This is a genomic window from Aeromonas sp. 130281, assembly GCF_056642115.1.
This window is the reverse complement of sequence record NZ_JBWVQS010000009.1, coordinates 22927-41002: the sequence shown is the minus strand read 5'-3', so window position 1 is coordinate 41002 and position 18076 is coordinate 22927. Positions and strand designations below refer to the sequence as shown.

Sequence of the window (18076 nt, the reverse complement as noted above, 5' to 3'; positions counted from 1 at the left end):
CTACTCATCATCAACCAGTTGTTCGGCAATCTGTTTTTGCAAACCCAAGTTCAATGGTGTCAGCCTCATCTTCAATCCAAATGGCCGGAATACCTGATCGACCGTCTTCATTGAAGGAGTGGCAGTATTGCGTTCGATTGCTGACAAGGTGCGTCGACTGATTCCAATGAGACTGGCATAGCCCTCCTGATCCATCCCTAGCATCTCTTTGCGCAACTTGCGTAGCAGGTCGCCTTCGTGGATGACGCCACGATGCAACTTGACCAACAGTTCACGCAGCAGCTCCTCACGCTCTTCTATAGATAGTTTCTTCATCCTCATGCCCCCCACTGCTCAATCCAGACCGTCAGTCTTTCATCGAGCGTATTGAAATTGAATGTCGGCATATTCAGGATGGAAACGGGCACTCCACGTCGAGCCAAGCGTTCCGGTAACCCCTTGAGCCTTAGTGCCAGCTCGGTCAACGATGCCAACAAGATGTCAGGCTCAACCCTGTGTGACAGGCGTTGCGCAATGGCCACCCAATCAAACTGCCCTCCCTCTTCGAGCCCCAACCCCCACTGTGTCGTGCGACGGATCCCCTCTGGATCGGCTTTCATGGGGGCAAAGTCGTAGACTGGCGCGAGCCAGATCCCCTCGTCGCTCTTGAGCAATGCCGTATTGCGGCCATGGTTGTCCGAATTTCCAAAGACCACGTTGAGCAAGTCGCGTCTGACCCACTCGATCACAAATGCAGTGCTGTTGAAACGAGCGTTACGCTGTCGGGCCTCCCCCTCCAGCATGGGCAGCAAGGTATCGAGAATATCCAGATGGTTAAGGTCCGAGCCTGGGGCTGCGCCCATCACGCTATAGACAGATTCCACTCCGAAGCGAACCAATTTTTGCTCCTGCACCGCTACATCAAAGCGGGGAAGCCACAACGAAGGGTATTTGCTCCCTTCGTCAAGACGCATGCCATGAATCGGTATCGTATCGATCCCCAAGGCATTAAGTTCTTGATAATAGTGATACTCAGCTCTGAGGATATCCTGATCAATGGCGCTGCGATTGTTACGCGGGAACTTGACCAGATAGAACTCATCCAGGCAGTAGGGGTCATCCTGAAAAGTGTCTATCCACACCTCCTGATTGCGATTTTGCCGCAACAACAGCTTGGGGGCCTCTCCACCGGCCCCGGTCGCACCACCGCTGGCGGCCCCCATCTGCTGGGCATATTCCAGAAAGTCGGTATCACGTTCCAATACCATCGCCACAGGGAAGCGCAGTTGTGTGACCCGGCTCTGCTCGGGTATCTGAGTCGCGACTCTCTCTACAGCCTCCTTGATGCGCAAGTTTCCGATCGGAGCAATAGTGCCGAGAGCCAGAAGGGTACGGTCTTGTCCCTCTTCACCCAAATGTCCGATGTCGAGCTGCCTGACCCAGTAACGGCGCGCACTGCCCGCCGGCATAATGTCATCGAGAAAACGAAACCAGCCACCATCATGAGGGATCATCAGCTCAATGGGGTACCTCAAGGCACAGGCGTGCCATCCCTGTGTTTGATGCAGATGTTCAAGGGCATAATCAAACTCATAGGCGAGCCGGGCCGAGCGCTTCCCTTCCTCATTCAGCCGCAAACGGGCTGCATCACACCACCCCTTTTCACCATAAATCTGGATAGTCAGTTCCATCACACCTCACCATGTGAGTTATTTTGCTCAAAATTATGACGTCCTTCATATTTTGAGAATTATATTACTCAAAAATAGATCCTTCAGTAAATTTTGAGCAAAATAATTCACATCAAAACATGGTTCTTTGTTCCCGCTACGGTACTCGTTACACTCATTACCCCGTGAGCTCCAACACCCACAACAAGCCATAAGGCAACATTCACGCATGCAGCAACAGATCCAGCGCCAGGGCATCATCTATGCCCTGTGCGCCTATACCCTTTGGGGCCTGGCGCCCATCTACTTCAAGACCATTTCCGCCGTCCCGGCCGCCGAGATCCTGACCCACCGCATGATCTGGTCCTGCGCCCTGCTGATGGTGCTGACCCTGATCGGCCGCCAGTGGCACAAGGTGCAGGCGGTGTTGCGCCAGCCAAAAGTGCTGCTCACCCTGGCCTTCACCTCGGTCACCGTCGGCGGCAACTGGCTGCTGTTCATCTGGGCCATCAACAACGGTCACATGCTGGATGCCAGCCTCGGCTACTACATCAACCCCCTGTTCAACGTGCTGCTCGGCATGGTGTTTCTGAGCGAGAAGCTGCGCCGCCTGCAGTGGTGGGCGGTGGGACTGGCGGTGATAGGGGTTGCCGTCCAGCTCATCGCCTTCGGCTCCCTGCCCTGGATAGCCCTGGTGCTGGCCTCGAGCTTCGCCATCTATGGCCTGATCCGCAAGAAGCTGGCCCTGGATGCCCTCACCGGCCTGCTGATCGAGACCATGATCATGCTGCCGCCGGCGGCCATCTACCTGTGGGGATTCGCCGACAGCCCCACCAGCCACCTCACGCAAAACGACTGGCACCTGAACCTGCTGCTGATCGCCGCCGGGGTCGTGACCACGGCACCCCTGCTCTGCTTCACCGCCGCCGCCACCCGGCTCAAGCTCTCCACCCTGGGCTTCTTCCAGTACATAGGCCCCAGCCTGATGTTCATCCTGGCGGTCACCCTCTACGGGGAGGCGCTGGCGCTGGACAAGATGATCACCTTCGGCTGCATCTGGAGCGCCCTGGTGCTGTTCAGCCTGGACGGGTTGCGCAGCGGCAAGCGGCGCCAGGAGGCTGGCTGAGGAGCCGGCGCAATAATCTACAAGCCAAGGGGCGGCTTTCGGGTTATCAATAGGGGATGAACGCCCCCCAATCCCGCATCCACTACTGGCAATCCCGGCTGCTGCCGGGGGTTGAACTCTCCCACTCCCATCACAGGGAGTTCAGCTATGGCCGCCACGTGCACCTGGACTACCACATTGGTCTGGTGCAGCAGGGCGGCCAGAAGTTCATCCACAAGGGCAGCAGACACAATCTGGTGCGCGGCCAGCTCTCCACCGTCAACCCGGACGAGATGCACGACGGCCTCAGCCTGCTGCCGGAAGGGTACGAGGTGCGGGTGTTCGCCATCGCCCCGGAGCAGCTGGCACGCTGGCTGCCAGACAAGCCAGAACCCTTCTTCGACAAGGGATTGCAGAGCCGCCCCGACCTCTATCAGGGCTTCGCCCGGTTGCACATGTATCTGGATCAGCCCGAGCCCGACGCCCTGCTGGCGGAGAGCCAGCTCCTGGCCCTGCTCGGCGAGCTGCTGCACCTGGCACCGGAGCGCCATGCCCTGGCGGATCCCCAGATAAGATTCCTGCGCGACTACCTGCTGGGCCAGCTGGACGGGCACCACAGCCTGGAGGATCTGGCCGCCCTGTTCGGGCTGGATCGCTTCGCCTTCCTGCGCCAGTTCAAGAAGAAGACCGGCATGACCCCCTACGCCTGGCTCAAGCGGCTGCGTCTCGAGCGCGGCAAGCACCTGCTCGCCCGCGGCCTGCCGGTGAGCGAGGTGGCGCTGGCGGTCGGTTTCTTCGATCAGAGCCACTTCCACCACGGCTTCCGCCAGGCCTTCGGGCTGACCCCGGCGGACTACCGTCAGCAGATGCTCCCCGGCTGACCGATCCCGCTGCAATCTTTTACAAGCCAGCCCCTGCCCCCATCCCCCATGCTGCTGCCTCATCTTTGTAGCGAGGTATGCCATGTTCACCAGCCTGTTTCTGACCATAGGTCTCATCCACCTGATCGCCCTGGCGAGCCCGGGCCCGGATTTCGCGCTGATCCTGCGCACCAGCCTGCACAGGCCCACGGCGCTCGGGGCCGCGCTTGGCATCGCCATCGCCATCCTGCTGCACGCCACCCTCAGCCTCACCGGCATCAGCCTGCTGATCGCGAGCCAGCCCTGGCTGTTCCTGGCGGTGAAGGTGGTGGGCGCCCTCTATCTCGGCTGGCTCGGCTGGGGGGCCATCAAGGCGGCGCGCCGCAGCGCCGCCACCCAGGCACTGCGGGCTGGCGGGGAGTTGCAGGGCTGGAATCGGGGGCTGAGAGCCGGGATCGCCACCAACCTGCTCAACCCCAAGGCGCTGCTGTTCTTCATGGGATTGCTGGCGGCCATGGTGACGCCCCAGGTGGATGGCCTGACCCGGGGTCTGCTGATCCTGGAGCTCTTCCTGCTCTCCCTGGCCTGGTTCGGGCTGCTGGCCTGGAGCCTCTCCACCGCCCGGGCCCAGCGGCTGATCGGCCGGGTGCAACGGCCCCTGAACCTGGTCACAGGTCTGCTGTTCGGGGCGGTCAGCCTCTCCATCCTCATCGACCTTCAGGCGCACTGGCCCGGGCTCGCGACATAAACGGGGCTGGGCGGACGAGCGGCTGCGAAGCGGCGACCTCAGCGAGCACCGCCAGCAGCGGGAGATGCCAACGTGATGCGGCGCCGCCCGGGTCACTCCCCTCGTTGCTTCACCTTGCGCAGGTAGAGATACCCCTCCCCCGGGCTGCCCCAGCGCTGGCGGGCGCCGTTGTCATAGGCCCTGTCCAGCAGCCTGACGCTGTTGGGGCCTATCCAGAGGTACTGCACCAGGGTAGTGGCGCCGCCAAAGTCGGTGGCGCAGCTGCCGACCTTGCTGTGGCCCGCGTACTCTCCGCTGGCCTGGCGGGTCAGCCAGATCTCGCAGCCCTGGCGCAGGGAGAGCTGTTGCGGGGTGAGGGAGTCGAGCAGCTCGGGCTGACGCCAGGCGCCGGTGAAATCCGTGGCCCTCGGCATGGTCAGCTCGGCCATCAGGATGCGACCATCGGGCAGCGGGGAGAAACGGTAGATGCGCTGACGGAACGGGCGCACCGCCCGCTCGGTCAGGAACTGCTCGGCATAGACCCAGCGAAAGGGGCCTTCTCCGGGCCAGATCTCCACCAGGCGCAGCTCGGCGCTGGTGAAACGCGGGTCGTAACCGGCCTGCTCCTGGCTGGAGAACTCGCCGGTGAACCAGGAGAGCAGCGGCTCCATCTTCCCCTGCACCGGTGACGGACTGGCCACGAAGGGGACGGGGTTGGCCCACACCAGGCAGCCGTAAAACAACCCCAGCAGGGCCACCATCAGCTTTGTCATCGAATCCTTCCGAGTCGCTTGCATGGCGGCGATTATATGAGCGAACGGCGGCAATAACCTCTACCTTGATCAACTCCTCGCCAATCCGCTGAAAAATCACTGTGTTAGCGAAGAAGTACGACGCAGGAGAGCGGCGGAGCCAGGCATCCTCGCTCACTCGGCCCAGCACCCGGCCAGCGGCCAACATCACCGTGGGCGACTATTCTTGCTGCGGACCCACCGAGGAGGTATCCCTCATGACCACTGGAACCGTGACACTGCACCGCGTACTCAAGGCCCCGCCGATGCGGGTATACAGAGCCTTTATCGAGGCGGACGCCCTGGCCAAATGGCTGCCGCCCCATGGCTTCACCTGCAAGGTGGCGCAGCTGGAGGCCAGCGTCGGCGGCAGCTTTCGCATGGCGTTCTCGAATTTCGCCACCGGCCACAGCCATGCCTTCGGCGGCGAGTATCTCGAGCTGGAGCCGGGCAAGCGCATCCGCTACACAGACCGCTTCGACGACCCCAATCTGCCCGGGGAGATGCGGGTCACCATCACCCTCACCCAGGTGCTGTGCGGCACCGATCTCGCCATCGAACAGGCGGGGATCCCTGCGGCCATCCCGGTCGAGATGTGCTACCTCGGCTGGCAGGAGTCCCTGACCCAGCTCGCCGCCCTGGTGGAGCCGGAGCTCCCGAGCGAATAAGCCGAGCCATCCCGGGGATGCGGGAACCCCAAAAAAGCAGAGAGCCTGCCGGATGGCAGGCTCTCTTCATTCCGGCAGGGCAGCGGCTTACCACCTATCCCGATAGGCGTCATTGTCGAAGGCAGTCTGGACACAGCCAGCGCGCAGAAACCGGAGCGTACTGGAGTACCTGAGGATGTCGAGCACTGCCTGGGTTCAACATGGCGAGTTAACTAGCCTGATGGGATGGGTTCTTATTGCAGATTCAGGCCGCCCAGGTAATCCCGCTTGCCCAGATCCACCCCGGCCTGGCGCAGCAGGGCATAAGTCATGGTCAGGTGGAAGTAGAAGTTAGGAATGCCGTACTCGTGCACGCAGCTGTGGCCGTCCATCCCCTTGCCACCGGCCCAGTAGGGGTAGTAGTGGCCGCTCGCATACTGGCTGAAGTCGGCGTCCAGCTTGCTCTGCAGATAGGCGAGGGTCTTGGCTACATGAGCGCGCAGATCCGCCATTGTCTTGGGATCATCCCCCAGCACCGGCGGCTCGCTCAGGCTGGCGGTGGCCACCAGGGCGCGGGCGCTGTCACAGCAGATCAGCACCTGTTTGCTCAGCGGCAGCATGTCGACGATGAGGCGCTCATTGAAGAAGTTCTCCACATTGAACTTCTTCGCCGCGGCGTGGGCCTCGGCCTTGGCCAGACACTGGTCCAGGTTGGTCAGCATCTTGATGAACTGGGCGGCGATTTCACGATTCATATTGGGATCCCGGTTGGTTGAAGGCAGTTAAACGAGCGGCACCACTATAACCCATCCCTTTTCCGGTTCGAGCCTGTGGCGATGAAAAGCAGAGGCGACCCGCGTGCTCTGCGACAGGCAATGGCGGCCTCGGCGGGGCCCCTTGCCAGCGCGCCCGGCTCCCTGAGTCCCTCTTTCCCCTTTTTTTGATCTGTGACAGGCATCTCGTTTTTTCGGAGGCGTAGTCTGGGCCCGTTGTCCCGGCACGGGCCGGGACCCACACCCGAAAAGGAGAATGCCATGAAGATCTACGATAGAAACCGCAATGTGCTGACCCTGGGCCAGCGCGTCATGATTGCTGCCACCGGCGCGGTCGACACCCTGAAGGAGGCGCACACCGACAACATGACCCCCTATGAGGCGGAGCATGAGAAGTGCGTGCTGCTGGCGAACAGCCAGGAGCGTTACGCCCCCATAGAGTTGATTAGACTAGGCTGATCCCCTTCCCCGTCACCCTACTCTTTACAATTCACCCGGCCGCCGCGCCCCAGCTGACGGCCGGGTTTCTGAATGCCCAGGCCCCCTCCTTCCCCTCATCCCACGATGTTGACGGCTCCCCTGCCGCCTTAGGCAACGCAGAGCGGCCCTGCCTTATGACGGTGAGGCGATGCAGCTTGCCGGTATCCAGCCTGAGCCCCCTGTTTCGTTGTGCACCCAGAGCCAGCCTGCCAGCTCCCGCTCCACCCTCACCCGCTCCCCCACCGCCACGTCCAGCTCCCGGGCGCTATAGTCCTGGCGCGCCAGCGCCTCCCCCGCGCCGGTCGGGGTCAGCAGCGACAGGGGCGCCCACCCCTCGTTGCCATCTGCGGTAAAGGTGCGCACCCAGCCCGGAAACTCGTCATCCTCGTGGCCGATACGCACCCGCTCCCCGGCCCGAAAGGCGATGGGATTGGGATAACAGGTTTGGTGAGCCAGGGTGATCAACGCCAGCATTGTCTCTTCCTCCGACAGGTTCTGTTTGGTCACGCCCCGAGTCATACCACAACCCGGGCCTTGCGGCTCGATGCTGGCAGCATCTTTTGGATCGCGACCCCGGATAGCCAGGATTCCAGCTCCGCCAGGATGTCGCTACACCATAAAAAGACCCAGACTGAGGGGCTCAGTCCGGGTCAGATTGCGAGTCGGCTGACTCGCAGAGGAGCATCACTTGCTGCTGACGTCGTCCAGGATCAGCAGCTCGGGATCCACGCCACCGACGCTGTCAGACAGGGCTGCGGCTGTCAGCACCTGACCATTGGCCAGGGTGACCGGCAGGGGGCCGATGACAGGGGCCTTGTCACCCGAGGCGGTGACGGTGACCTGGTAATCCCCGGCAGCAACCGCAAGATAGCCGCTGTCCGCCTTGAAGGGCACGGCCTTGAGTGCTGGGGTGGCGCTGCTGATGTCCGACCCCGTCGTCAGATAGACGTCCACCGCCGGTGCCGTGGGGGCGGCATGGAGCACGCGAAGTTGTGCCTCCGTCGCCACCGCGCGACCGCTGTCGGTCAGCAGCAAGGGCTCTATGGTTTCACCGGCGGGATCCAGCAACTGGCCCACGGCAAACAGGGAGTAGCGCACCCCCGCCTTGAGCGGCACGTCGCCGGCATTGATGACTTCCGGCGTAGCGGCCCCGGTTGGCGTGACCACAAAGTCATAATCGGCGGCGGCCAGCTCCAGATACCCGGTATTCCCCTTGAACGCCAACCCCTGCAGCGGGGCCGCTGTCGGCGCAACGCCATTCACCCAAATATCGACGGCAGGGGCATCAGCGACGGCATGGACCACCCTCAACTGAGCCTGCTCATCGGCAGACAGCAGGGGGGTGGCGCCAGCACCGTCTATGGCGAGCAACTGCACCGGGCTTGGCCCCGCCCCCAGGTTGTCGATCGCCGCGATCAGCAGATCAGCTCCGGCATTGAGTGGCAGTGGGCCTGAGTCATAAACCACATCCACTGTCCCCGGCAGGGTCAGCCTGATCTGGTATTCACCTGCCGGCAGGGTGAGGGGGTCGCTATGGGTCTTGAACGGAATGTTGGCCAGCGTCGGGCTGGTCAGGGCGGCCCCCGGCGCGGTGACATGGATGTCGACGGCCGGTGCACCCGGTGCGGCATGCAGCACCTGCACACGAATATCGCCGCCCGTTGGCACCTGGTTCGGCCGCTCAATCACCAGCGGGCCGAAGGCGGTATCACCACTGCCAGCCAGCTTACCGACCGCCAGCACGTCGTACTGGGTGTCGGGTTTGAGGTCGAGGGAGACCGGGCCTATGACGGTCGCGGTACTGCCCGGCAAGATCCCGTCCACCGCCACCTCGTGGCTGCCAGCGGCAACCGGCTTGAGCCCGCTGCTTGAGCCATAGTCGACAGCCGCCAGCAAAGGCGCACCGTCCACATTGACATTCACCTTGGGGGCATCCGGGGCCAAGTGGCTGATCCTGATGGCGGCATTGGGCGGACTGCTGTCATTTTCACTGCCTCCGCATGCGGCCAGACCCAATACCATAGCCAGTGCGGCACAACGTTGAATCCATTTCATCTGGTCATTCTCCATTGGTTGGTCCCCACGGGCATATGCAGCTCGCTAATGACTGGATCATCACCCTTTGCTTTTTATTTGCTCAGGCGGTAGTGCGGCATAGACGGCAGACCTCCTCTTCCCGCTTCCTGCGCCCCCCACGCCGGCAGAGAGCGCCTCGCTCACATAGCGGCAGCTCCCACCCCCTCTCCCCCCGCCATTCATTACCAACAGTGAATTTTCATATCAACCGAGTGCCATTTCAGTGAACACTGCACCGCCCTAGACTGCTTCTCGAACCTTAACGAGGAGTCTGATATGAAATTCCCCCAAGTCGCTTTGCTGGCCGGTGCCATCGCCTCGGCCCTCTCTTTCAACACCTTCGCCGGTGACCTTGTCTCGGTGCAGTTCAGCGATGGCCGCCCCGCCGTCACCGGGGTCGAGGCGGTCAACAAAGCGCTCAACCCCATAGGCGTCAACGTGGTCACCGTCGACATTCCCGAGAGCGCCAGGCCGCTGCTCGAAGCCTCCCACCGCCGCGCCTTGACCCGGGCGGAGCACGGCGCCCTGATTGCGGCCTTCAACCTGAGTCAGGCCGAGCTGCTGGAGCAGGCCAGGCTCGCAGGGCGCGAACCCGCGGTGCAAGGGGGCGGCGTCGCCACCGAAGAGACAGGCGTCGGCCCCTACCCCAAGGTCTATGACCTGATGGCGCTGGACGAGCGCACCCGCAGCGCCGTGCTCGGCAAATATGGCCGCATGCACGTCAACTCCGCCGAGGACGGCACCGACATCGACGAGGTGATGACTGTGGTCAGCGGCGGCCCCTTCCGCTGGGGCTTTACCCTCAAAGACGGCAGCATAGCCCGCTTCCAGATAGACAAGGTGGGACTTCAGGACAAGGCCGTGCGAGTCAGCTATCACGGGCTCGGCATGCACGCCGGGTTGATGGACGCCAAACAGGGGCTGCTGGTGGCCTTCGCCCACGGCCCCGAGGCATTCACCATGCGCTACCAGGCCGACGTGCCCCACGCCCAACTGCTCGGCACCAACCCCTGGGCCGATGTCGGCATCACCCTGCCCCCCGCCCCGGGCAAGGCGCAATAAGCCTCCTCCATGGATCGGGCGGTCGGGCAGCAGCCCGGCCGCCTCGTCATGCCCCGCGTTTCAATGACGGCGGGCTGCCGATGGCCCTCCTTGCAATCCGCACTATCGCGATTAAAGTGCGCAATGATGGCACCATCATTTACCAGTGGTGAATTAACGGGGGCAGGATGAACAAGATCACGGCGCTGAACGTCTTTCGCCGGGTGGTGGAGATGGGCACCTTCAAGGCGGCGGCGGACGACCTGCACCTCTCTCAGGCGGCGGTCAGCAAGAACATCAACGAGCTGGAAGCCTTTCTCGGCATTGCGCTGATCAACCGCACCACCCGGCGGCTGAGCGTCACCGAATCCGGCATGGCCTACTACGGCCAGATATGCGGCGTGCTGGACAGCCTGGACGCCGCCGACCAGTCCATCATGGCCGCCTCCTTCACCCCCAGAGGCAGGCTGAGGGTCGGCGTGCCCATGTCCTACGGGCTGATCCGCCTCAACCCGCTGATCTGCGAGTTCCAGCGCCGCTATCCGGCGATCAGCATCGAGGTGATCCTGAGCGACGCCTACATGGATCTGGTGGATCAGGGGCTGGATGTGGTGATCCGGGGGGCTGCAGCGCTCGATGACTCCACCCTGCGCGCCAAACCCCTGTGCGAGGTGCGGCGGGTGCTCTGCGCCGCTCCCGACTACCTCGAGGAGGCGGGCCAGCCCGCCCGGCCTGAGGATCTCAAGGGCCACAACTGCCTGCTCTACAGCCTCTCGTCCTCCCCCCGCAAGTGGTTCTTCACCCGGGAGGCGGAGAGCGTGGCGGTGGAATTGAAGCCCGCCAGCTTCTGCGCCAACAACGGCATCGCCCTGAAACAGGCGGCGGTGCAGGGGCTTGGGGTGATCCTGGTGCCCAAAGAGTTCGTGTCGAGCGAACTGGCGGACGGCACCCTGATGAAGCTGCTCCCCGACTGGCAACCCGACCCCCACGCCCTGTTCGCCGTCTACCCCTTCCACAAGGAGCAGTCCCCCAAGGTGCGGCTCTTTATCGAATTTATCGTCAAGGCGTTTCAGTTGCGGTGACCCAGACAGGCGGGAGTGTGAGGTTTTCGTCTATCAGGTCGCGAAACCGATAGCCCGCCAGGCAAGACCCTATTCAGAAAGGTGGGAGCCCTAGGTCTCGCCTGATCATGTCATACAGGTAACCGATTGGCCGTACTCAACCTTCCATTGTTACGTAGCAAGCTGCATCTGTTTGCTGTATTGATGGATTTGTTTAAAGGGAGGCGGGGGGGTTGGAGCATACAGCCAAGGATTTCATCACGATCGTCCGAATACGCCTCGCCGTGCAAACCTTTGCCCCTATATATTGGGTCTAGCTAATGAAATCAGCACCATATATAGCGTTTTAAATAAAAAAGGTGATGTGGGTTAGTTTTTTATGTTTTAAATTAGTATGTTAGATCTAGATAGATTATGTTTTGGTTGCAGTTAGATAAAAAGTGAGTAGAATTTCGCGCTGCTTTTAGTGTTGTTGAACCCTACATTTAGGATGATGGATGTAGATAGGAGGTTAAGCATGGTCGCTTCTATGTATGAACATAGGCAAAAAAAGGCTCAACTTGTTGAATTAACACGAGATTTTTCTGCATCACAAAAAAATGAACAAACTACAACAGTTGTTGAATTTAAAGAAAATAATAAAAAAAAGAAAAAGGCTCGTGACATCCTTTTGTTATCCGCTCAAAAACTGGGCTGGTGAGTCTCATAAAACTGTTGCTTTTTTAATAGAAAACCCTTAAGAATTGACAAAACTATTCTTAAGGGTTTTCTATTATGGCAGGCTCGACAGCTAAAACACCAAACATCATCGGAATAAAAACCCCACCTAAAGATGTAATCGGAGTAATAAAACGTCGACGCTCACAGGAACTTATCATTGGGCTTTGTGGCGCAATAGGCTCTGGTATCAAACCACTTAAGAATACAATTTGTGAAAAATTAAAAGCTTATGGTTACGAAGTTCATCATATAAGACTAAGTGACATAATAATAAGCAAGACAGACCCATCACTAAAATCACTTACAGGATATAAACGATACGTACAGCTTCAAGATGCTGGTGATGAACTTAGAAAAATACATAATAACTCTATTTTAGCAGCATGCGCTATCAATGAGATTGCCTTAACTAGAATTGAGAAGTATGGCGATGAAAAGGATGAAGAAGGTGTTTTAGTTAAAACAGATAAAAAAGTTGCGTATATATTAGACCAACTTAAACATCCTGATGAAGTTAGTTTATTAAAAACCGTTTATAACCACAACTTCTATCTGATTGGTTTGATTCGTACAGAAAAAGAAAGAAAATTAAATCTTGAAGAGGAAAAAATCAATCCAGGGGAAATTGAAGAGTTAATCAGAAGAGACCGAAAGGACTCTGATGACCATGGCCAGCAAGTTGAGAAGACCCTCTATAGTGCAGACTTTTTCATCAGAAACGTGCATAATCAAAGCCAACTATTACAAGCATCAGTGGAACGATTTATTAAACTTGTTCATGGTGTCAATGGTATTACTCCAACACATGATGAAATTGGAATGTTTGCAGCTTACTCTGCCTCGTTACGTTCAGCATGTTTATCTAGGCAAGTCGGTGCAGCAATAACTGATATGGCAGGTAATGTCATAGCTACCGGATGTAATGATGTTCCAGCTGCTGGTGGGGGACTGTATTCTGCAAGCACTCTCAAAGATTTTAGATGTGTACATAAAGGGCAATGCTCTAATGATAAACATAAGAATCTTCTCAAAGAGGAGATCAGAAGTGTACTAATGTCGGAAATTCACGACGCCCCGCTTATTGACGAATTAGTAAAACAAATTGTCACAGAAACAAAAATAAAATCACTAATTGAGTATTCTAGAGCTATTCATGCAGAAATGGATGCTATTGTCTCATTAGCAAGAGAGGCATCTGAATCGACAAAAGGCAAAATATTATTTGCTACAACATATCCATGTCATAACTGTGCGAGGCATATTGTAGCGGCTGGAATAAGCAGAGTGGTATACATAGAGCCCTATGAGAAAAGTCTAGCAATGAAGCTCCATGATGATGCTATTTCGGATATAGATGAAATAGGAAAAGTTCTTTTCATGCCATTTGAAGGTGTATCACCAAATAGATTTGAGAAGTTTTTCAAATCAAATGGCGCAAGGAAAAGCAGTGATGGACGAGTGATTCATAGTCAAGTAAATGATTTATATCACGTAGATACACAATATTTAGATAGTTATCATGCATATGAAGCTAAAGTAGCAGCCATGCTGGAAGGAATGTTTAATAAGGTTGAAGGTTGATTTAATCTGTATCTTATAGATAAAACGCCGAGTCATATCGGCTTTTTATCTATTCAGTGTTTTTTAAACACCTCCAGCCTGACATGCACCGTCACCAGCAACTTAATACCGTTCTCGTCGAAATGGATCTGCATCCTACTCTGCTGCACTTAGTTCTTACTAATGCAGCTATATGTGATGCCCCAAACGCCACAGGTAGGCACGGTATTGATCCCCCTCCAATCCGCCGAGGGTCAGAGGCAACGTCAGGGACGCCATCAGGGATGATGGCGTAGCCGCAGCCGGCACAGGGATGTGCCGTCTGCGGCGGCCCGTCCGACGTTGGCTCTGGCCCGAGGGCACTGGCGAAGCCAGCGGATTGGCGGGGGAGAAGACCTTTGGTGACTTTGGGTCTTTCCAAAGTCACTCGCCCCAGCCCGAAGGGCGGGCGAAACCCTGTCGAGGGTCACACCCTCGCGTCCTGCACGGCGCCAGCCGTGCCAAGATACAAAGCCATTTACGAACCCCCTCATCCCCAACCCTTCTCCCGCAAGGGGAGAAGGGAGCAAAGACGATCACGGGAACAGGCCCCTCTCCCGCAAGGGGAGAAGGGAGCAAAGACGATCACGGGAACAGAGCCTTCTCCCGCAAGGGGAGAAGGGAGCAAAGACGATCACGGGAACAGGCCCTTCTACCGCCATGGGAGAAGGGGGCAAAACTATCTCGGGAACAGGCCCCTCTCCTGCAAGGGGAGAAAGGGGCAAAGACTATCTCGGGAACAGACCCCTCTCCCGCAAGGGGAGAAGGGCGCAAAGACGATCACGGGAGCAAGCCCCTCTCCCGCATGGGGAGAAGGGGGCAAAGACTATCTCGGGGATGATCCCCTCTCCCGTTGGGAGAGGGCTAGGGTGAGGGGATTAGAGCGCTTCCAATCTGGCATAGGCTGTCACCAGCCATTTGGCGCCGACGTCGTCGAACTGGATCTGCACCCGGCTCTGCTGGCCGACCCCTTCGAAGTTGAGCACTATCCCTTCCCCGAATTTCGGGTGCAGTACCCGCTGGCCGAGTTTGATGCCGCTGGCGTCGAAGCTCTGCTGCACCTCATTCTGGCTGAAGCGGCCGTACTGGGTGGGGCGGCTGACCTGGGTGCGCAGCCGGATCTCTTCCAGACACTCGGCGGGCATCTCGCGGATAAAGCGGCTCGGCTTGTGGAACATCTCGCGGCCGTAGATGCGGCGGCTCTCGGCATAACAGATGTAGAGCTTCTCCATGGCGCGGGTCATGCCGACGTAACAGAGGCGCCGCTCCTCCTCCAGCCGGCCCGACTCCTCGGTGGATTGCTGGCTGGGGAACATGCCCTCTTCCACACCGACCAGCAGCACCAGGGGGAACTCCAGCCCCTTGGCGCTGTGCAGCGTCATCAGCTGCACCGCATCGGCATATTCGTCCGCCTGATTCTCGCCGGACTCCAGCGCCGCGTGGGCGAGGAAGGCGGAGAGGTCGCTCATGTCTTCCAGCTCGTCCGGGCGCTGGTACTGGCGGCAGGCGGTGACCAGTTCGTCCAGGTTCTCTACCCGCGCCTGGGATTTCTCGCCCTTCTCCGCCAGATACATCGCCTTGAGGCCGGAGTTCTGGATGGCGATATCCGCCTGCTGGTGCAGGGGCAGCATGCCGACCTGTTCTTCCAGGGCATCGATGAGATCGACGAAGCCGCGCACCGCGTTGCCGGCGCGACCGGTCAGCACCTTGTCGTTCAGCAGCGTCTTGGCCGACTGCCACAGGTTCTGGCCCTGATCCCGGGCGTTGTTACGCAGGATCTCGAGGGTGCGATCGCCTATGCCGCGGGTCGGGGTGTTGACCACCCGCTCGAAGCTGGCGTCGTCGCCTCTGTTGTTGATGAGGCGCAGGTAGGCCATGGCGTCCTTGATTTCCTGGCGCTCGAAGAAGCGCAGGCCGCCGTAGATGCGATAGGGCATGGCGTCCTGCATCAGCGCCTCTTCCAGCACCCGGGACTGGGCGTTGGAGCGATAGAGGATGGCGCAGTCGGCGAGCAGGCCGCCTTTCTCCTTCCAGTCCTTGAGGCGACCCACCACGAAGCGCGCCTCGTCCACCTCGTTGAAGGCGGCATACAGCGAAATCGGATCCCCCTCGGCCCCTTCGGTCCACAGCTCCTTGCCGAGGCGCTCGGCGTTGTTGGCGATGACGCTGTTGGCGGCTTTCAGGATGTTGGCGGTGGAGCGGTAGTTCTGCTCCAGACGGATGGTTTCGGCGCCCTGATAGTCGGTCAGGAAGCGCTGGATGTTCTCTATCTTGGCGCCGCGCCAGCCGTAGATGGACTGGTCATCGTCGCCGACTATCATCACCTTGCCGGACTCCCCTGCCAGCATCCGCAGCCAGGCGTACTGGATGCCGTTGGTGTCCTGGAACTCGTCCACCAGGATGTTCTGGAAGCGATCCCGGTAGTGCTCGAGGATGTGGGGCTTGTTCAGCCACAGCTCGTGGGCGCGCAGCAGGAGTTCTGCGAAGTCCACCAGACCGGAGCGATCGCAGGTCTCCTGATAGGTCTTGTAGATCTGCTGATAGGTGCGGGTGACGGGGTCGCCGTAGAGGTCGATGTCGCCGGGGCGCAGGCCTTCGTCCTTCTTGCCGTTGATGTAGCCCATCACCGCGCGGGGGGCCCAGTGCTTCTCGTCGAGGTTGAGCGCCTTGAGCACCCGGCGAATGAGGCGGTACTGGTCGTCGGAGTCGAGGATCTGGAAATCCTGGGGCAGGCCCGCATCCAGATGGTGGGCCCGCAGCAGGCGGTGGGCGATGCCGTGGAAGGTGCCTATCCACATGCCGCGCACGCCGTCGCCGATCACCTTCTCGACCCGGCCGCGCATCTCGGCCGCCGCCTTGTTGGTAAAGGTCACGGCGATGATGGAGAAGGGTGAGCAACGCTCCACCTGCATCAGCCAGGCGATACGGTGCACCAGCACCCGGGTCTTGCCCGAGCCGGCGCCCGCCAGCACCAGCAGATTGCTGCGAGGGGCCGCCACCGCGTCTCTTTGCTTGTCGTTGAGCCCGTCGAGCAGGGTTGAAACGTCCATCACCACTCCTGTTTATTTATACAGGCGGGGATTATACGGCCTGAGCGGCCAGAGACCAAGTCGAGGTGCGGCGCCTGCGCGCCCCTGCCGAGAGAAGCGCTCTGGCCGCCGAATTTGGTGCCGATGGAAACCACTTTTTTCATCGCCGGAGGAAAACGCTTGCGTATAACCTCATGAATAGAAACACAAATGTCATTTGGCGCCTATTAATCGCAGCATTTAACTCTGCAAACAAACCTAAAAACAAACACTTATAAAGCAATTTGCTTATATTTCAAACCGTTAACGCAAACGTTTTTCCTCTATGATCCCCTTGACCCACAGGCTGGCTCACTTACAGTTAGCCAGCGTGCTTTATGACCTGCCAAGACAGGTTGTGGACCCTCACATAACAATCAAGGATACGATCGTGACTAAAGTGCTCAAGCTGGCCACCGTGGCCGCCCTCACCCTCGCTGCCCTTTCTGCCCAGGCAGCCTCCGAGCCCGCCGTCATCTATGACACCGCTGGCAAATTCGACAAGTCCTTCAACGAAGCCGTGTTCCGCAACGGCGTCGAAGTCTACAACAAGGACAAAGGCGTCAAGGTCAAAGAGTTCGAACCCCAGAACGAAGCCCAGCGCGAGCAGGGTCTGCGCCGTCTGGCCAGCCGTGGCAACGGCCCCATCGTCGCCGTCGGCTTCAACATGGGTTCCGCGGTAGAGAAGGTTGCCACCGAATTCCCGAAAACCCAGTTCACCATCATCGACATGGTGGTCGACAAGCCGAACGTACAGTCCCTCATCTTCAAGGAGCATGAAGGCTCCTTCCTGGTGGGTGCCCTGGCAGCCATCGCCTCCAAGAGCGGCAAGGTCGGCTTCGTGGGCGGCATGGACATCCCGCTGATCCGCAAGTTCCAGTGCGGCTACGAGCAGGGTGCCAAGTACATCAATCCGAAGATCGACGTGTACCAGAACATGACCGGCTCCACCCCGGCTGCCTTTGCTGACCCGGCCAAGGGTGCGGAGCTCGCCAAGTCCCAGTTCGCCAAGGGCGCCGACGTTGTCTATGCCGCCGCCGGCGGTACCGGGATCGGTGTCTACCAGGCTGCCAAGGACGAAGGCAAGCTGGCCATCGGCGTGGATTCCAACCAGAACCACCTGCAACCTGGCACCATGCTGACCTCCATGGTCAAGGATGTTGGCCTGGCCGCTTACAAGTCCTGGGATGACGCCGCCAAAGGCAGCTGGAAGCCGGGCATCCAGACCCTGGGTCTGGCGGAAGGCGGTGTTGACTGGGCGCTGGACGAGAACAACGCCAAGCTGATCACCCCGGAGATGAAAGCCAAGGTCGAGAGCATCAAGGCCGACATCATCGCCGGCAAGATCAAGGTACACGACTACATGAGCGACAACTCCTGTAAGTACTGATACTGCGAGTACCGAGTCTCTGCTACGACTCTCAACCCAGACCGGCCCGCACGGGCCGGTTTTTAGTCTCTACTTCATGACCCGCAAGG

General features: G+C 59.1%; 17 protein-coding genes. 10 read left to right on the top strand and 7 right to left on the bottom strand.

What is annotated here, in order from left to right:
* Both AC1IN8_RS18460 and AC1IN8_RS18455 read right to left on the bottom strand, forming a co-directional pair.
* Positions 1 to 315 (bottom strand): helix-turn-helix transcriptional regulator, encoded by a 315-nt coding sequence (locus AC1IN8_RS18460; RefSeq protein WP_236661792.1) that lies wholly within the window; start codon positions 313 to 315, stop codon positions 1 to 3.
* Between the two features lie 2 nt (positions 316 to 317).
* Positions 318 to 1670: a type II toxin-antitoxin system HipA family toxin gene (locus AC1IN8_RS18455; RefSeq protein WP_479760067.1), complete on the bottom strand. Its 1353-nt coding sequence runs from the start codon at positions 1668 to 1670 to the stop codon at positions 318 to 320.
* 208 nt (positions 1671 to 1878) lie between these two features.
* Here AC1IN8_RS18455 and rarD point away from each other — a divergent pair, with 208 nt between their 5' ends.
* The 3 genes from rarD to AC1IN8_RS18440 all read left to right on the top strand — a co-directional run bounded on the left by rarD (position 1879) and on the right by AC1IN8_RS18440 (position 4362).
* On the top strand, positions 1879 to 2775 hold the full coding sequence (gene rarD / locus AC1IN8_RS18450; RefSeq protein WP_139437603.1) for an EamA family transporter RarD: 897 nt from the start codon (positions 1879 to 1881) through the stop codon (positions 2773 to 2775).
* Positions 2776 to 2831: 56 nt separating this feature from the next.
* Entirely contained in the window at positions 2832 to 3635 is an 804-nt protein-coding gene (locus AC1IN8_RS18445) for a helix-turn-helix domain-containing protein (protein WP_479760065.1), read from the top strand.
* Positions 3636 to 3717: 82 nt separating this feature from the next.
* The gene (locus AC1IN8_RS18440) at positions 3718 to 4362 is read left to right on the top strand and encodes a LysE family translocator (protein WP_139437599.1); all 645 of its coding nucleotides are present in this window, start codon (positions 3718 to 3720) and stop codon (positions 4360 to 4362) included.
* Positions 4363 to 4454: 92 nt separating this feature from the next.
* Here the strand turns inward: AC1IN8_RS18440 and AC1IN8_RS18435 are convergent, their stop codons facing one another.
* The gene (locus AC1IN8_RS18435) at positions 4455 to 5114 is read right to left on the bottom strand and encodes a chromophore lyase CpcT/CpeT (protein ID WP_479760063.1); all 660 of its coding nucleotides are present in this window, start codon (positions 5112 to 5114) and stop codon (positions 4455 to 4457) included.
* 236 nt (positions 5115 to 5350) lie between these two features.
* On the opposite strand from AC1IN8_RS18435, the gene AC1IN8_RS18430 reads away from it, so the two are divergent.
* Positions 5351 to 5800: an SRPBCC family protein gene (locus tag AC1IN8_RS18430; RefSeq protein WP_427230409.1), complete on the top strand. Its 450-nt coding sequence runs from the start codon at positions 5351 to 5353 to the stop codon at positions 5798 to 5800.
* 233 nt (positions 5801 to 6033) lie between these two features.
* Here AC1IN8_RS18430 and AC1IN8_RS18425 read toward each other — a convergent pair whose 3' ends face one another.
* Positions 6034 to 6534, bottom strand: a complete 501-nt coding sequence (locus AC1IN8_RS18425) for a DUF1993 domain-containing protein (protein ID WP_479760061.1) — start codon at positions 6532 to 6534, stop codon at positions 6034 to 6036.
* A gap of 279 nt (positions 6535 to 6813) precedes the next feature.
* Here AC1IN8_RS18425 and ydfZ point away from each other — a divergent pair, with 279 nt between their 5' ends.
* Positions 6814 to 7011 carry a putative selenium delivery protein YdfZ gene (ydfZ, locus tag AC1IN8_RS18420; RefSeq protein WP_479760059.1) on the top strand — a complete coding sequence of 66 codons (198 nt, stop codon included), beginning with the start codon at positions 6814 to 6816 and terminating at the stop codon, positions 7009 to 7011.
* A gap of 153 nt (positions 7012 to 7164) precedes the next feature.
* Here ydfZ and AC1IN8_RS18415 read toward each other — a convergent pair whose 3' ends face one another.
* Positions 7165 to 7506, bottom strand: a complete 342-nt coding sequence (locus AC1IN8_RS18415; protein ID WP_479760057.1) for an SH3 domain-containing protein — start codon at positions 7504 to 7506, stop codon at positions 7165 to 7167.
* Between the two features lie 210 nt (positions 7507 to 7716).
* Positions 7717 to 9054, bottom strand: a complete 1338-nt coding sequence (locus AC1IN8_RS18410; RefSeq protein WP_479760118.1) for a DUF4397 domain-containing protein — start codon at positions 9052 to 9054, stop codon at positions 7717 to 7719.
* A 330-nt stretch (positions 9055 to 9384) separates the two neighbouring features.
* On the opposite strand from AC1IN8_RS18410, the gene AC1IN8_RS18405 reads away from it, so the two are divergent.
* From AC1IN8_RS18405 to AC1IN8_RS18390, 4 genes are all read left to right on the top strand, one after another.
* Positions 9385 to 10170, top strand: a complete 786-nt coding sequence (locus AC1IN8_RS18405) for a hypothetical protein (protein ID WP_479760055.1) — start codon at positions 9385 to 9387, stop codon at positions 10168 to 10170.
* Positions 10171 to 10337: 167 nt separating this feature from the next.
* Positions 10338 to 11231 (top strand): LysR family transcriptional regulator, encoded by an 894-nt coding sequence (locus AC1IN8_RS18400; protein WP_479760053.1) that lies wholly within the window; start codon positions 10338 to 10340, stop codon positions 11229 to 11231.
* A 496-nt stretch (positions 11232 to 11727) separates the two neighbouring features.
* Positions 11728 to 11910 (top strand): hypothetical protein, encoded by a 183-nt coding sequence (locus AC1IN8_RS18395; protein WP_429111404.1) that lies wholly within the window; start codon positions 11728 to 11730, stop codon positions 11908 to 11910.
* A 74-nt stretch (positions 11911 to 11984) separates the two neighbouring features.
* Positions 11985 to 13511 carry an anti-phage dCTP deaminase gene (locus AC1IN8_RS18390; protein ID WP_479760051.1) on the top strand — a complete coding sequence of 509 codons (1527 nt, stop codon included), beginning with the start codon at positions 11985 to 11987 and terminating at the stop codon, positions 13509 to 13511.
* Between the two features lie 896 nt (positions 13512 to 14407).
* Here AC1IN8_RS18390 and uvrD read toward each other — a convergent pair.
* Positions 14408 to 16579 carry a DNA helicase II gene (gene uvrD, locus AC1IN8_RS18385; RefSeq protein WP_479760049.1) on the bottom strand — a complete coding sequence of 724 codons (2172 nt, stop codon included), beginning with the start codon at positions 16577 to 16579 and terminating at the stop codon, positions 14408 to 14410.
* Between the two features lie 409 nt (positions 16580 to 16988).
* Between uvrD and AC1IN8_RS18380 the strand changes: the two genes are divergently transcribed.
* Positions 16989 to 17987, top strand: a complete 999-nt coding sequence (locus AC1IN8_RS18380; protein WP_005326140.1) for a BMP family lipoprotein — start codon at positions 16989 to 16991, stop codon at positions 17985 to 17987.
* Positions 17988 to 18076: the final 89 nt, after the last annotated feature.

Excerpts from the sequence above, each read along its gene's own strand:
- AC1IN8_RS18425 (WP_479760061.1), bottom strand. The coding sequence starts at position 6,534 with ATGAATCGTGAAATCGCCGCCCAGTTCATCAAGATGCTGACCAACCTG.
- rarD (WP_139437603.1), top strand. The coding sequence starts at position 1,879 with ATGCAGCAACAGATCCAGCGCCAGGGCATCATCTATGCCCTGTGCGCC.
- ydfZ (WP_479760059.1), top strand. The coding sequence starts at position 6,814 with ATGAAGATCTACGATAGAAACCGCAATGTGCTGACCCTGGGCCAGCGC.
- AC1IN8_RS18460 (WP_236661792.1), bottom strand. The coding sequence starts at position 315 with ATGAAGAAACTATCTATAGAAGAGCGTGAGGAGCTGCTGCGTGAACTG.
- AC1IN8_RS18430 (WP_427230409.1), top strand. The coding sequence starts at position 5,351 with ATGACCACTGGAACCGTGACACTGCACCGCGTACTCAAGGCCCCGCCG.
- AC1IN8_RS18410 (WP_479760118.1), bottom strand. The coding sequence starts at position 9,054 with ATGGTATTGGGTCTGGCCGCATGCGGAGGCAGTGAAAATGACAGCAGT.
- AC1IN8_RS18435 (WP_479760063.1), bottom strand. The coding sequence starts at position 5,114 with ATGACAAAGCTGATGGTGGCCCTGCTGGGGTTGTTTTACGGCTGCCTG.
- uvrD (WP_479760049.1), bottom strand. The coding sequence starts at position 16,579 with ATGGACGTTTCAACCCTGCTCGACGGGCTCAACGACAAGCAAAGAGAC.
- AC1IN8_RS18405 (WP_479760055.1), top strand. The coding sequence starts at position 9,385 with ATGAAATTCCCCCAAGTCGCTTTGCTGGCCGGTGCCATCGCCTCGGCC.
- AC1IN8_RS18400 (WP_479760053.1), top strand. The coding sequence starts at position 10,338 with ATGAACAAGATCACGGCGCTGAACGTCTTTCGCCGGGTGGTGGAGATG.
- AC1IN8_RS18455 (WP_479760067.1), bottom strand. The coding sequence starts at position 1,670 with ATGGAACTGACTATCCAGATTTATGGTGAAAAGGGGTGGTGTGATGCA.
- AC1IN8_RS18395 (WP_429111404.1), top strand. The coding sequence starts at position 11,728 with ATGGTCGCTTCTATGTATGAACATAGGCAAAAAAAGGCTCAACTTGTT.
- AC1IN8_RS18415 (WP_479760057.1), bottom strand. The coding sequence starts at position 7,506 with ATGCTGGCGTTGATCACCCTGGCTCACCAAACCTGTTATCCCAATCCC.
- AC1IN8_RS18440 (WP_139437599.1), top strand. The coding sequence starts at position 3,718 with ATGTTCACCAGCCTGTTTCTGACCATAGGTCTCATCCACCTGATCGCC.
- AC1IN8_RS18390 (WP_479760051.1), top strand. The coding sequence starts at position 11,985 with ATGGCAGGCTCGACAGCTAAAACACCAAACATCATCGGAATAAAAACC.
- AC1IN8_RS18445 (WP_479760065.1), top strand. The coding sequence starts at position 2,832 with ATGAACGCCCCCCAATCCCGCATCCACTACTGGCAATCCCGGCTGCTG.